Genomic DNA, 12,245 nt, shown 5'->3' on the forward strand with positions numbered 1-12,245 from the left:
TCTATCCCCTGCAATATTTCCCCGAGCGGATCGGCGGGGATTTTGTCAATGTCAAGTCCATCTATCCGGCGGGAGCAGATGAGCATTCTTTTGACCCGACACAAAAAGACATGATTGCCCTATCTGATTCGGATCTGTTCTTTTATATCGGTCTCGGACTAGAAGGGTTTGTGGAAAGTGCTCAAAAGACGTTGAAGAATGAACGTGTCAAATTGGTGGCAACTGCGGAGTCCTTATCAGAAGAACAGCTTGACGAGGGACATCATGAAGACGAAGAAGAAGGGCATGAGGAACATGACCATGAACACGGCAAGTTCGATCCCCATGTTTGGATTTCCCCGGTCCTAAGCATTGAACTCGCCACATCCATCAAAGAAGCGCTCATCTCAACAATGCCCGACCAAAAAGAGGAGTTTGAAAAGAATTTCGACCTACTCGAAGACGACTTGATGGAATTGGATGAGCGGTTCAAGGAAATGGCCGTCAAAGCTGAAATGAAAACCTATTTTGTCTCACATGCAGCATTTGGTTACATTGCCAATGAATACGGTTTGCATCAAGTGGCAATCGCGGGGTTGAATTCACAAAGTGAGCCTTCGCAAAAACAACTCGCGAAAATCGTTGAGCAAGCCAAGAAGGAAAATGTTCAATTTATTTTATTCGAACAAAATGTTTCATCCAAGCTGACAGAAGTCGTCCGAAAGGAAATCGGTGCCGAATCCTTAATGCTTCATAATTTAGGGGTGCTAACTCAAGAGGATATTGACAACAATGAAACATACTTCACACTGATGGAACGCAACTTACATGTTTTCGAACAGGCATTAGGAGTGAAAAAATAAAAGTGGAGAGTGCCTCGATGGCTCTCTCTACTTTTTATTTCCCCCAGAAACTGCCCATTCCTTCAGTTCGCGTCGAAGGAGTTTATTGGATGCATTTCGCGGCAGCTCATCCACAAAATAAAACATTTTCGGAATCTTATATCCCGCGAGCTGTTGTTTACAATATCGTTCTAAATCCGATACTGTAAGATTTTCCTCGCCTACGATAAAAGCGGCGGGCACGCTTCCCCATTCGGGATGATCTACTCCGCATACACCTGCCTCTTTTACATGCGGATGCGAAATAAGCACATTTTCGATTTCAGCTGGATAAATATTTTCGCCTCCGGAAATAATCAGGTCGGACCTTCTATCGACAATGAATAAATAGCCCTCCTCGTCGATATAGCCGATATCCCCCGTCGGCAGCCAGCCGTCCTCGAGCGGATCCCTATCCGATGCATGACCGATATATCCCGGTGTTACATGAGGCCCCATGACAAGCACCTCTCCAAAATCTCCAGACTGTTCCACATCTCTGATTTTAATCTGATTGAAGAATAAAGGCTTGCCTGCAGAGCCGGACTTTCGTAAAGCATCTTCGGATGAAAGCGTTGCGGTCTGTGAACTCGTTTCCGTCATTCCGTATGTCTGCAGGACAGGCAGCCGATAGGACCGAGCTCTTCGTAAGTAATCATCCGGCACAGGACCGCCGCCAGCCAACATCGTCTGGAACGAAGGATGTGCGACTGATCTATTTTCTTCAAATTGGTCAAGTATCCGATGCAATCCCGTCGCAACAACGGATATTCTCGTCACTGTCCCATTCTGAATTTCTTCCACAATCGATTCCACATCAAATTTTTCATACAGCCGGACCCCCATCCCATAAATGACGGACCTTGCAAGTATGGAGAACCCGCTAATATGGAATAACGGCATCGTACAAAGCCAAATGTCATTTTCCGCCAATCCTAAATTCAATACGGAGGATAACGCACTCGATGTATGATTGCCTGCAGTCTGCCTGACGCCTTTAGGAAAACCTGTCGTTCCTGATGTATACATGATTGTTATCGTCCTTGACGGATCCCAGATTTTTGTAAACGTACAATGCAGTGCATCACTCGATTCGATTGCAGAAAATGTAAGCTTCGGAGTACTTACCTCATTGATCCGATTAAGAAATTCATCATCTGCTAGTATGGTCGATGCACCGCAATCGTTCAACTGCCAAGAAATCTCTTTGGAGGATAGCCTGCTGTTCAACATGACGATTTCAAGACCCGCCAAGAGACAGCCATGAATGACAAACACCATCTCAGGTGTCGAGCGGCCCAATAAGGCAATTCGATCACCTTCGTTCAGGCCATTCCACCTTAATTTCCGCGCAATACGAGCCGCTTCTTCAGATAGCTGTCTGAACGTCCATTGCTCATCCCTAAAGGAAAGGGCCATACGATCAGGTGTTAAATACGCTCTCTGTAGTAACCAATTAGGAATCATATACTCACCTTCCCTCGAATAGAAAAGCTGCCTACTTGACCAGGCAGCTTGGATGATTTACTATACGGAACACTATTAAGGGAAACGCGGGAATTGGCCAAAGTCAGGTTTGCGCTTCTCCTTGAATGCATCGCGTCCCTCTTTCGCCTCTTCTGTTGTGTAATAAAGCAAAGTTGCGTCTCCAGCCATTTGTTGAAGACCGGCTAGTCCGTCTGTATCAGCATTCATTGCCGCTTTGAGGAAGCGGAGAGCAGTCGGGCTCATGGAGAGCATCTCTTCACACCATTGGACCGTTTCGTCTTCCAATTGTTCATAAGGGACAACTGTATTGACGAGGCCCATATCCAATGCTTGCTGTGCATCGTATTGACGGCATAAGTACCAAATTTCCCTGGCTTTTTTATGGCCGACGATGCGAGCCAAGTAACCCGAGCCATATCCAGCGTCAAATGAACCGACTTTCGGTCCAGTTTGTCCGAAACGTGCATTGTCCGCTGCAATCGTCAAGTCACAGACAACATGCAATACATGCCCACCGCCGATTGCGTATCCGGCAACCATTGCGACGACAGGCTTTGGAATGACACGGATCAATCGTTGCAAGTCAAGAACGTTCAAACGCGGGATTTCGTCATCCCCGACATAACCTCCATGTCCACGGACAGATTGGTCGCCTCCAGAGCAAAAGGCCTTTTCACCTTCACCTGTCAGTATGATGACTCCGATGCTGCTATCATCCCGTGCTCGAGAAAACGCATCGATCAGCTCCATTACAGTTTTTGGACGGAATGCATTGCGCACTTCCGGACGATTGATCGTCACTTTTGCAATGCCGTTATACTTCTCATATTTGATATCTTCATATGTACGGATTGTTTCCCATTGACGTGTCATTTTCTTCCTCCTCTAATTAAAGTTCTTTCAAATACTCCATAATCATTGTAGCAAACAATCGCGGTTTTTCCACGTGAATTGCATGTCCCGCCCCTGAAACGACAGCATGTCGCCATGTAGGAGAAAGGTCATTCATTTCCCGGGCAATTGCTACAAATTTCGCATCCAGCTCACCTGTAATGAGCATAACAGGATTTGGCATCTTATGAAGGGCGTCCCAATAGGATTGCTGGCTGCCCGTACCGATTCCTATGAGGCTGTTTGCGAGTCCGATTTCACTCTGTTGAAGTCTTTCCAGTCTAATTGTATTCCTTTTTTCTGCAGAAAGGCTTTTTTGCGATTCAAACAAAGGGATATTTTCCCATTTATCGACAAAAGAAGTAATTCCGTCAGCAATGATCTTGCTAGCCAGCAATTTATCAGCTTCTTTCCGCGCCTCTCTGTCTCGTGCATCCGACAGGCCAGGAGATGAACTTTCAAGAATCAAAGCCTTTACCCGCTTTGGATAATTGATTGTGTACGCCAATGAGATGCGTCCTCCCATCGAGTAGCCTATCAAATAAAAGGAATCCAATTTCAGCTGCTCGAAAAGGTCCTCCAAATCTTCAATCTGCTCCTCCATCGAATAACGCTCCGACTTATCGGGTACTCCTGATTTACCGTGACCAATCAAATCGATGGCAATCGTCCGATACTTTCCTTTGAAGCCATCCCGGACTTCATTCCAAGTGGCAGTAGAACCTGTAAATCCATGAAGAAAGACGATCGCGGGCAAATGGGGGTCACCCTCCATCTCGACATGAATTGAAAGCCCGCGAATTGGAATTTGAAAATCATTCATTGCCATCCAGCCCCTTTATGACATCTGCCCAGTACGCGCGGTGAGCTTTTACATTCACAGGTCTGCTTGTAAACACTTCAATGATCCGGACATCCTTCGTCTTTTCCTTTTGAAGTTCAGCTTGGAATTCCTCAACGGTGCTAATAGCAGCATATTGGGCATCATACATGGCGCCAATATGTTCGAACGTCAATCCTGTTGGTGTTCCGAACAGCTCCTCGAAATGGTTTTCTACAGTCGATTGGGGAAGATAGGAGAAAATCCCGCCGCCGTCATTATTTACAATAACAATCGTCAAATTCGTTTTATGGAAACGCGAGACAATCAATCCATTAACATCATGTAAAAAGGATAAATCGCCAATGAGCAAATACGTCGGTCTTTTTCGTGCCGCTTCGATGCCGAACGCTGTGGATACGACACCGTCAATGCCGTTCGTTCCCCTATTGGAAAATATGGTAATATCCTTCCCTGTCTTGCAGAAAAATGTGTCGACATCACGGATCGGCATGCTGCTTCCACTGATTAGATCACTACCTTCTGGAAGCATATCGAATAATGTTTTTGCGATGACCCCTTCATCACCTGCTAAGCCCTCATAACGCAAAGTCTCTGTTTCAGCAAACTGATCGGCCGAGGACCACATGTCAGTGTAGGAAGTCGGTTTTCGCTGTTCTGGAACTTCATATACAGACGCGGGCGAGGACTGCAGGTGGTGTGTGACAACACCGAGTGAATCCCTGAACTCCGGTGACTCATCCAAGGCGATGAACACTTCCGGCCGGCATTTCTTCAAAAATAACGTTAGCGGCTTCGATACGGGCTGTGCTCCGAACCGGATCACTGTATCAGGCACTGCCGTCGCTTTGAATGTTTCGCTTTTTAAGATCGCATCATAATGAGCGATGCATAACGCTTTACAGTCCTCAGGCACTTGTGCTCTTAAATTGGATAAAGGATCACATAGCACAGGCCATTGCAATCGTCTTGCAAATTCCCAGAAAGCGTCTTTATCAAATCCAACCGGCAATTCCCCCGCAATAATCATGCCACTTTTCGCATTCGAAAAGAGAGTTGCAAGTGCTTGTTTTTGGATAGTCGATAGTTCGATCTCGCCATGAATACTTTTAACGAAGCTCGATGCCCGTGCTTTTCTATCAAAATCTATCAGCAAAGGCTCTCGAAGTGGAATATTCAAATGGATCGGCCCCATCGGTTTTGTCATTGCAACGGATACGGCACGGTTGACATGCCTTTCTAAAAAACGATCGAGTTCTTCATTGTCTTCAGCCAATGGGAGGTCCACACTGAACTTCACATGCTTTCCGTACATATTCAATTGGTCAATCGCCTGTGGTGCGCCTACACCCCTTAATTCATGCGGGCGGTCAGCTGTCAGGACAATCAACGGAATGCGGGCATAGAACGCCTCAGTAATTGCAGGATGATAGTTGGATGCCGCTGTCCCCGATGTACATAGCAGTACAACAGGTCTGCCTGATGCCTTCGCTAAGCCTAGCGCAAAATACGCTGCCGACCTTTCATCGACTTGCATGTATGTCTGCAGTTTCTCTGATGAAGCAAACGCATATGCAAGAGGGGTTGAACGGGATCCCGGACTAATGACCGCCTCCTTGACACCCGCCCGCAGCAATGTGTCTGTCATTCGCAATACGTGGTCCGTCAAGATTCGTTGTTCATCCATTCAACTTTCCTCCAAGCGCCCGCAATACCGGTCTGAATTTCACCCATGTCTCGTCATATTCCAGTTCAGGAACGGAATCCGCAACGATTCCTCCCCCCGCGTACAAATAGGCCCGGTCCGACATTAAGAGAGCGGAGCGGATGGCCACTGCAAATTCACCATTGCCTGAAGCATCTGTCCAGCCGATAGGACCGGCATAATATCCTCTATCCATGCCTTCCTCTTGCCGAATGATTTCCAGGGCGACATCCGTTGGAACTCCTCCCAATGCAGGTGTCGGGTGCAATGCCTGTACAAATGAGAAGATGTCGTTTTCCTTTCCAAGCGTTCCTTCTACAGATGTGTAGAGATGCTGAATATCCCTAATTTTCATCAGTTTCGGTGCTTTCGGAATCAGTACTTCGCTGCAATATTTATGAAAAATATTCGAGATCATGCTAACAACATGCTGATGCTCTTCGCGGTTTTTCCGATCTCCTAATAGTTCTTCACCGAGCGCCCGATCTTCCTGTGCTGATTTCCCGCGCCGGATTGATCCGGCTACACACGCGGAATAGGCTTTCCCATTTTTAATTTCAATCAGACGTTCAGGTGTTGCACCAAAGAACAGCGAATCCCCTATTTGAAGTCCGAATTGATAGCTCTCCTGCTGTTCATTCGTAATCGCATGCAACGCTTTGACGCTGTTCACGTCATGTTCAAATTGCAGCTCAATCGCCCTGGCGATGACGACTTTGTCCGCCTTTCCTTTTCGTATTGAATCGGTGGCATTTTCGACTGCCTTCAAATACTTCTTTTTGCCACGTTCTATCGTTGCGATGATTTGATTTTGATTCGCAAAATCAAACTCCTCCACCTGAGCGATATGAATCAGTTTGTCGCGTTCTTCCCGAAGCCTTTCAAAATCCGCAGCAGCTTCCTTGCGATTCGTTATCATATTGATGGATACCAGCGTCTTCCCTTCCTCAATTTTCAATTGGAAAGACGGCACAACGAAATAGCCGGATGGGAATCCATCCCACTCCGACACCTTCCTATTATCCTCGTCAAAAGAAAATCCTCCAAATAGTACGGGATCGATATCCTTTTCTTCTTTAATTAAAATGGAACATAGCTGTTTCCATTGATCCGATATGTCTTCGAAACGTCCGTCAGTTTTCCCGTTTGCCAATATATAGGCATGTCCTATTCCGACAAGCGTCAATGTCTTATCGGCATTTTGCCAATAGAACCGTTTGTCTTTGTATTGAGAAGCCCCCGCTTCAAAAAAAGACAAAGGCGATATCCTCCCCACTTCGACAGTTTCCGTGAAGAAGCGTGTACTGGGAGATATTATCACTCTTTGCATATCACGAACATCCGTCATCTTGTGACCCATCATTTTCTCTCCTTCATCTTCAATCCATCGTCTTGCAATGATACACTTCATATTTTTTTGTAGAAGAATGAATTTCTTAGTTCCATTATACCGGAATATCGTCATTCTCGCATAGATTATGCAAAACAAGGATACCTCTTTCAGCCGATTTGGAGTACAATGGATAACGGAAACATGATGATAGGAGAGAATACATTGCAACATACTATTAAAGCTGATTCCGGTTGGCGAATATGGTGGCAGCTTACAAGACCACATACTCTGACTGCGGCGTTCGCACCGGTTTTTTTAGGGACAATGATTGCTTTAACTCACGGGAAATTGCATTTTCCGTTATTTTTCGCCATGCTAATTGCCAGCCTTTTCATTCAAATGGCCACGAACATGTTCAATGAGTATTACGATTTCAAACGTGGATTGGATAATGAAAACTCTGTTGGAATCGGAGGGACAATTGTTAGAAATGGCGTCAAGCCGAAAACGGTTTTAACTATTGCACTTGCGTTGTATGGATTGTCCGTGTTGATTGGAATTTATATTTGCATGGAAACTTCTTGGATGCTTGCACTTGTCGGAGCCATCTCGATGCTGATCGGTTATTTGTATACCGGCGGACCACTTCCGATTGCTTACACGCCTTTTGGAGAACTTGTATCAGGTGTAGTCATGGGAATGTTGCTGATCCTTATCGCCTTTTATATACAGACAGGCGAAGTAACGACAGACGCTGTACTTATTTCCATTCCAAGCATGCTTCTCGTCGCTGCCATCATGTTGGCCAACAACATCCGCGACTTGGAAGGTGATAAAGAAGGCGGCCGGAAGACATTAGCCATCCTAGTGGGAAGATCGAATGCGATTACAATCCTTGCTTCATTCTTTATCGTCTCTTATTGTTGGATAATCATACTTATTGTTTTAGGATATCTAACGCCTTGGGCATTGCTCGTATTTGTTAGCATCCGAAAACCGATAAATGCCATTGCCACCTTCCGCACTCATCTGCTTCCATTGCAGATGATGCCTGCCATGAAGAACACGGCTGTAACAAATACGTTATTCGGTTTATTACTGGGTATTGGCATACTGATCGGACATTTTCTATAATCACTTCAATGGACTTGCACATTAATGCGAGTCCATTTTTTTCGTCTGTATTTGTCTTCCATGTTTAGTTTAGCGTTTCAAAAGGAATTGAGATGGTATTAATACTTTCATTATGAAGTCATCGGACGATGAGCATACTAACGCAACTAACATAAAAGGAGTGCTGATCATGTTAACTGAGCACCAGAAAACAATACTTAAGGAAAGTTTACTGGAAATGAAATCACAATTGCAAAAAACGGAAAGTGAGACCGATATTAGAGACTCTGCACGGGAAGAAATCGGAGAACTATCAACTTACGACAATCACCCCGGCGACATGGGAACAGAGCTTTTTGAAAGGGAAAAGGACTTAGCCCTGAATGTGCATGCAAGCGATGAATCCGGTAAAGTGGAGCATGCCTTAGAAAGTTTGAAGAACGGAACATACGGATTTTGTGAGAAATGCAACACTGAGATACCATTCGAAAGGCTCGAAGCGCTTCCTTACACGACATACTGCATTGACCACACCCCTGATAGGGATGTACCGGACGATCGGCCATCGGAAGAGGATAGATTGATCATGGCCAATCCGAATTCATACGCAGACAGACGAGAAGGCATTTATAGGGACAGCCAGGACAGCTTTCAGGAAATAGCTAAATCAGGTACATCAGAGACGCCATCCGATTTTACAGGAGATCATGATGACTATAATACTCTTTATGATGATGAACTAATGGACGGTGCGGCGGAGGAAGTGGAAGAATTCATTAGTACCGACATCACAGGGGGAAAGCGAGGATTTGTAAGATCTGAAATATCGGAGGAGTATGAAGGGAAATTGGACGATGAAGGGTTGGAATCTCCCCTGGGAGATATTCCTTATCATCGCAGGGACAGCTACACTGGCGGCAAATAAGAATACAGGGACTGTTGTAGAAGGTTAGCGTTTTTCAACTTTCCGCTACAGTCCTTTATTATGGAACTTTCCGGCAGGACGGGTGTTTCCATCTGAAGCAGCAGTAAATACGCATAAACGTTGAAGTTTGCGCATAACTTCGATTAGATAAGCATAAATCGAGAAAACTACGCATAAATCATTTTTGATTACTTCTATGAAGGTATGCCTAGCTTGCAGCGGTTATATTCGTCTAGCAACGTTTAATGCGTTTATGCGCTTCTGGCGGGCATTATGCGTCGTTTAATGCGTTTATACGCATTTAGCATCGTTTATGCGTCATTCACTGCACTTGTTCACTTTTAGGAGTCATTATGCGTCGTTCCCCTACGTTTTTAAGCTTTTCACTTACTTCTTACGATGACCCCATAGCAATTGAGTTCCAATCAATCTTCAAAGTCATAAGATAGAATAAATCTTTTTAGCAGCGGACAGCATTCGCAACCTTTTTCCGAATCAAAAGAAAAAAGAAAGAGTAGAAAAGAAATTTTCTTTTCTACTCTTTCTTTCAGTATGACCCCTACGGGATTCGAACCCGTGTTACCGCCGTGAAAGGGCGGTGTCTTAACCGCTTGACCAAGGGGCCAATAAATATGGCGGAGAAGGAGGGATTCGAACCCTCGCACCGCTTTCGCGACCTACGCCCTTAGCAGGGGCGCCTCTTGAGCCTCTTGAGTACTTCCCCGTATAAAATTGGCTCCGCAGGTAGGACTCGAACCTACGACCGATCGGTTAACAGCCGATTGCTCTACCACTGAGCTACTGCGGAATATGGTGGGCCTAAGTGGACTCGAACCACCGACCTCACGCTTATCAGGCGTGCGCTCTAACCAGCTGAGCTATAGGCCCATGGAGCGGGTGAAGGGAATCGAACCCTCATCATCAGCTTGGAAGGCTGAGGTTTTACCACTAAACTACACCCGCAAGGAATGGTGGCTCAGGACGGAATCGAACCGCCGACACAAGGATTTTCAGTCCTTTGCTCTACCGACTGAGCTACTGAGCCACATCGACTTGGAAAATTGATAATTTCTATAGAGTCGCTTAGAAATATGCAATCATCAAATCGTAATTACTATGTACTAAAAGTAAATGGCGGTCCCGACCGGGATCGAACCGGCGATCTCCTGCGTGACAGGCAGGCATGTTAACCGCTACACCACGGGACCATTTTGGTTGCGGGGACAGGATTTGAACCTGCGACCTTCGGGTTATGAGCCCGACGAGCTACCACTGCTCCACCCCGCGATAATGATATTCTCTACATGTACTTGTAGAAGTTTGTGTAATTCCTTGAAGTTACAAATCCTGAAACCACTATTGCTGTTTTAAAGATATATGGCGGAGGAAGAGGGATTCGAACCCCCGCGGGCTTTAACACCCCTGTCGGTTTTCAAGACCGATCCCTTCAGCCAGGCTTGGGTATTCCTCCGTAATGACTATTCAAATAGTGGTGGACCTTGCAGGACTCGAACCTGCGACCGGACGGTTATGAGCCGTCTGCTCTAACCAACTGAGCTAAAGGTCCTTTAGGATGGCGGCAGAGGGGATCGAACCCCCGACCTTACGGGTATGAACCGTACGCTCTAGCCAGCTGAGCTACGCCGCCAGGAAAGATATTAAAATAATTTTGGTGGAGCCTAGCGGGATCGAACCGCTGACCTCCTGCGTGCAAGGCAGGCGCTCTCCCAGCTGAGCTAAGGCCCCATTAGTAAGAAGTGGTCGGGAAGACAGGATTCGAACCTGCGACCCCTTGGTCCCAAACCAAGTGCTCTACCAAGCTGAGCTACTTCCCGTCATTCGTAAATTAATGGCGCGCCCGGAAGAATTCGAATCCACAACCTTCTGATCCGTAGTCAGACGCTCTATCCAATTGAGCTACGGGCGCATATATAATAAGTGTATTGGTGCCGAGAACCGGAATCGAACCGGTACGGTAGTCACCTACCGCAGGATTTTAAGTCCTGTGCGTCTGCCAGTTCCGCCACCCCGGCAATTCATATGGAGCGGAAGACGGGATTCGAACCCGCGACCCCGACCTTGGCAAGGTCGTATTCTACCACTGAACTACTTCCGCATTGAGAGTGCGGGTGAAGGGAGTCGAACCCCCACGCCTTACGGCACTAGATCCTAAGTCTAGCGTGTCTGCCAGTTCCACCACACCCGCATATTCATATCAAGACAGAGAGTCAAGAAATGGTGAGCCATGCAGGATTCGAACCTGCGACCCTCTGATTAAAAGTCAGATGCTCTACCGACTGAGCTAATGGCTCAAAAAGTGGTGCCGGCGATAGGAGTCGAACCCACGACCTACTGATTACAAGTCAGTTGCTCTACCAACTGAGCTACACCGGCGAATCATTAATTTTAAAGAATTATGGTGGAGGATGACGGGTTCGAACCGCCGACCCCCTGCTTGTAAGGCAGGTGCTCTCCCAGCTGAGCTAATCCTCCATGTTAAAATCGCGATAAGCTTCTCATTACTGCGTCAGCTTCATTCGATCAGTCAGTCACGTACGCTTGTACGCTCCTTCCTTCTCTCAATCGCTTCCTTATCCTGCTCGCTTCTCCCAATTTTAACGGGATTTGCAATAAACTTTTCATTACTTCATTTAGCTTCACACGTTCAGTTATGTACGCTTGTACAATCCTTTTCGTCTTCGACTAGCTTATGTAATGAATTGGTTTGCCCGGCGACGTCCTACTCTCACAGGGGGAAGCCCCCTACTACCATCGGCGCTGAAGAGCTTAACTTCCGTGTTCGGTATGGGAACGGGTGTGACCTCTTCGCCATCGTCACCAGACCATATCGTCTTTCACTAAGGACAATATTGATTATACCAATTCTGATGAAATTTACAAGCCTTTTTTTAAAAAAACTTGTTTGAACGATGTTTGTTCGTTCAAAACCGGATAAAACCAACATTGTCGCTGAACTCAAGTTCAACCGTACTTTTTTAACTGTAAGGTTAAGTCCTCGATCGATTAGTATCCGTCAGCTACACGTGTCGCCACGCTTCCACCCCGGACCTATCCACCTCATCATCTTT

8 protein-coding genes, 20 tRNA genes and 2 rRNA genes are annotated in these 12,245 nt (G+C 46.2%); 3 read left to right on the forward strand and 27 right to left on the reverse strand.

What is annotated here, in order from left to right; translation table 11 throughout:
- Positions 1 to 842, forward strand: an 842-nt coding sequence (locus AWV70_RS09585) for a metal ABC transporter solute-binding protein, Zn/Mn family (protein WP_060206531.1), incomplete at its 5' end; no start/stop codon positions are given.
- A 27-nt stretch (positions 843 to 869) separates the two neighbouring features.
- Here AWV70_RS09585 and AWV70_RS09590 read toward each other — a convergent pair.
- The 5 genes from AWV70_RS09590 to AWV70_RS09610 all read right to left on the reverse strand — a co-directional run bounded on the left by AWV70_RS09590 (position 870) and on the right by AWV70_RS09610 (position 7,145).
- Positions 870 to 2,327 (reverse strand): o-succinylbenzoate--CoA ligase, encoded by a 1,458-nt coding sequence (locus AWV70_RS09590; protein WP_060206533.1) that lies wholly within the window; start codon positions 2,325 to 2,327, stop codon positions 870 to 872.
- 75 nt (positions 2,328 to 2,402) lie between these two features.
- A complete protein-coding gene (gene menB / locus AWV70_RS09595) occupies positions 2,403 to 3,221 on the reverse strand; it encodes a 1,4-dihydroxy-2-naphthoyl-CoA synthase (protein WP_060206535.1) in 819 nt (272 codons plus the stop codon).
- A gap of 16 nt (positions 3,222 to 3,237) precedes the next feature.
- Positions 3,238 to 4,062, reverse strand: coding sequence for a 2-succinyl-6-hydroxy-2,4-cyclohexadiene-1-carboxylate synthase (gene menH / locus AWV70_RS09600; RefSeq protein WP_060206537.1), 825 nt, complete (start codon positions 4,060 to 4,062; stop codon positions 3,238 to 3,240).
- Positions 4,055 to 5,767: a 2-succinyl-5-enolpyruvyl-6-hydroxy-3-cyclohexene-1-carboxylic-acid synthase gene (menD, locus tag AWV70_RS09605; RefSeq protein ID WP_060206539.1), complete on the reverse strand. Its 1,713-nt coding sequence runs from the start codon at positions 5,765 to 5,767 to the stop codon at positions 4,055 to 4,057. The genes menH and menD overlap by 8 nt, the downstream gene beginning before the upstream one ends.
- Entirely contained in the window at positions 5,760 to 7,145 is a 1,386-nt protein-coding gene (locus AWV70_RS09610; protein WP_060206543.1) for an isochorismate synthase, read from the reverse strand. The genes menD and AWV70_RS09610 overlap by 8 nt, the downstream gene beginning before the upstream one ends.
- 177 nt (positions 7,146 to 7,322) lie before the next feature.
- On the opposite strand from AWV70_RS09610, the gene AWV70_RS09615 reads away from it, so the two are divergent.
- Positions 7,323 to 8,252, forward strand: coding sequence for a 1,4-dihydroxy-2-naphthoate polyprenyltransferase (locus AWV70_RS09615; RefSeq protein WP_060206545.1), 930 nt, complete (start codon positions 7,323 to 7,325; stop codon positions 8,250 to 8,252).
- Positions 8,253 to 8,421: 169 nt separating this feature from the next.
- On the forward strand, positions 8,422 to 9,156 hold the full coding sequence (locus AWV70_RS09620; protein ID WP_060206541.1) for a TraR/DksA C4-type zinc finger protein: 735 nt from the start codon (positions 8,422 to 8,424) through the stop codon (positions 9,154 to 9,156).
- Positions 9,157 to 9,709: 553 nt separating this feature from the next.
- On the opposite strand, the gene AWV70_RS09625 is transcribed toward AWV70_RS09620, so the two are convergent.
- From AWV70_RS09625 to AWV70_RS09730, 22 genes are all read right to left on the reverse strand, one after another.
- A tRNA-Glu gene (locus AWV70_RS09625) sits at positions 9,710 to 9,781 on the reverse strand.
- A gap of 8 nt (positions 9,782 to 9,789) precedes the next feature.
- Positions 9,790 to 9,880 (reverse strand) — tRNA-Ser (locus AWV70_RS09630).
- Positions 9,881 to 9,889: 9 nt separating this feature from the next.
- Positions 9,890 to 9,964: transfer RNA gene (locus AWV70_RS09635), tRNA-Asn, on the reverse strand.
- 3 nt (positions 9,965 to 9,967) lie between these two features.
- Positions 9,968 to 10,044: transfer RNA gene (locus AWV70_RS09640), tRNA-Ile, on the reverse strand.
- Position 10,045: 1 nt separating this feature from the next.
- A tRNA-Gly gene (locus AWV70_RS09645) sits at positions 10,046 to 10,119 on the reverse strand.
- Between the two features lie 6 nt (positions 10,120 to 10,125).
- Positions 10,126 to 10,201, reverse strand: a tRNA-Phe gene (locus AWV70_RS09650).
- An 87-nt stretch (positions 10,202 to 10,288) separates the two neighbouring features.
- Positions 10,289 to 10,364: transfer RNA gene (locus tag AWV70_RS09655), tRNA-Asp, on the reverse strand.
- Positions 10,365 to 10,368: 4 nt separating this feature from the next.
- Positions 10,369 to 10,443 (reverse strand) — tRNA-Met (locus AWV70_RS09660).
- 91 nt (positions 10,444 to 10,534) lie between these two features.
- Positions 10,535 to 10,627, reverse strand: a tRNA-Ser gene (locus AWV70_RS09665).
- Positions 10,628 to 10,646: 19 nt separating this feature from the next.
- Positions 10,647 to 10,723: transfer RNA gene (locus AWV70_RS09670), tRNA-Ile, on the reverse strand.
- Positions 10,724 to 10,730: 7 nt separating this feature from the next.
- A tRNA-Met gene (locus tag AWV70_RS09675) sits at positions 10,731 to 10,804 on the reverse strand.
- Positions 10,805 to 10,826: 22 nt separating this feature from the next.
- Positions 10,827 to 10,902 (reverse strand) — tRNA-Ala (locus AWV70_RS09680).
- Positions 10,903 to 10,914: 12 nt separating this feature from the next.
- A tRNA-Pro gene (locus tag AWV70_RS09685) sits at positions 10,915 to 10,991 on the reverse strand.
- Positions 10,992 to 11,006: 15 nt separating this feature from the next.
- Positions 11,007 to 11,083, reverse strand: a tRNA-Arg gene (locus AWV70_RS09690).
- Between the two features lie 17 nt (positions 11,084 to 11,100).
- Positions 11,101 to 11,189, reverse strand: a tRNA-Leu gene (locus AWV70_RS09695).
- Positions 11,190 to 11,197: 8 nt separating this feature from the next.
- Positions 11,198 to 11,272, reverse strand: a tRNA-Gly gene (locus AWV70_RS09700).
- 8 nt (positions 11,273 to 11,280) lie between these two features.
- Positions 11,281 to 11,362 (reverse strand) — tRNA-Leu (locus tag AWV70_RS09705).
- 30 nt (positions 11,363 to 11,392) lie between these two features.
- A tRNA-Lys gene (locus AWV70_RS09710) sits at positions 11,393 to 11,468 on the reverse strand.
- 6 nt (positions 11,469 to 11,474) lie between these two features.
- Positions 11,475 to 11,550, reverse strand: a tRNA-Thr gene (locus AWV70_RS09715).
- Between the two features lie 23 nt (positions 11,551 to 11,573).
- Positions 11,574 to 11,649: transfer RNA gene (locus AWV70_RS09720), tRNA-Val, on the reverse strand.
- Between the two features lie 234 nt (positions 11,650 to 11,883).
- Positions 11,884 to 11,999 (reverse strand): 5S ribosomal RNA (rrf, locus tag AWV70_RS09725).
- A 161-nt stretch (positions 12,000 to 12,160) separates the two neighbouring features.
- A 23S ribosomal RNA gene (locus AWV70_RS09730) occupies positions 12,161 to 12,245 on the reverse strand; the annotation flags it as partial.

It is taken from the genome of Sporosarcina koreensis, assembly GCF_001531445.1.
Taxonomy (GTDB): Bacteria; Bacillota; Bacilli; order Bacillales_A; family Planococcaceae; genus Sporosarcina; species Sporosarcina koreensis_C.

Excerpts from the sequence above, each read along its gene's own strand:
- AWV70_RS09610 (WP_060206543.1), bottom strand. The coding sequence starts at position 7,145 with ATGGGTCACAAGATGACGGATGTTCGTGATATGCAAAGAGTGATAATA.
- AWV70_RS09620 (WP_060206541.1), top strand. The coding sequence starts at position 8,422 with ATGTTAACTGAGCACCAGAAAACAATACTTAAGGAAAGTTTACTGGAA.
- AWV70_RS09590 (WP_060206533.1), bottom strand. The coding sequence starts at position 2,327 with ATGATTCCTAATTGGTTACTACAGAGAGCGTATTTAACACCTGATCGT.
- AWV70_RS09615 (WP_060206545.1), top strand. The coding sequence starts at position 7,323 with ATGATAGGAGAGAATACATTGCAACATACTATTAAAGCTGATTCCGGT.
- menH (WP_060206537.1), bottom strand. The coding sequence starts at position 4,062 with ATGAATGATTTTCAAATTCCAATTCGCGGGCTTTCAATTCATGTCGAG.
- menB (WP_060206535.1), bottom strand. The coding sequence starts at position 3,221 with ATGACACGTCAATGGGAAACAATCCGTACATATGAAGATATCAAATAT.
- menD (WP_060206539.1), bottom strand. The coding sequence starts at position 5,767 with ATGGATGAACAACGAATCTTGACGGACCACGTATTGCGAATGACAGAC.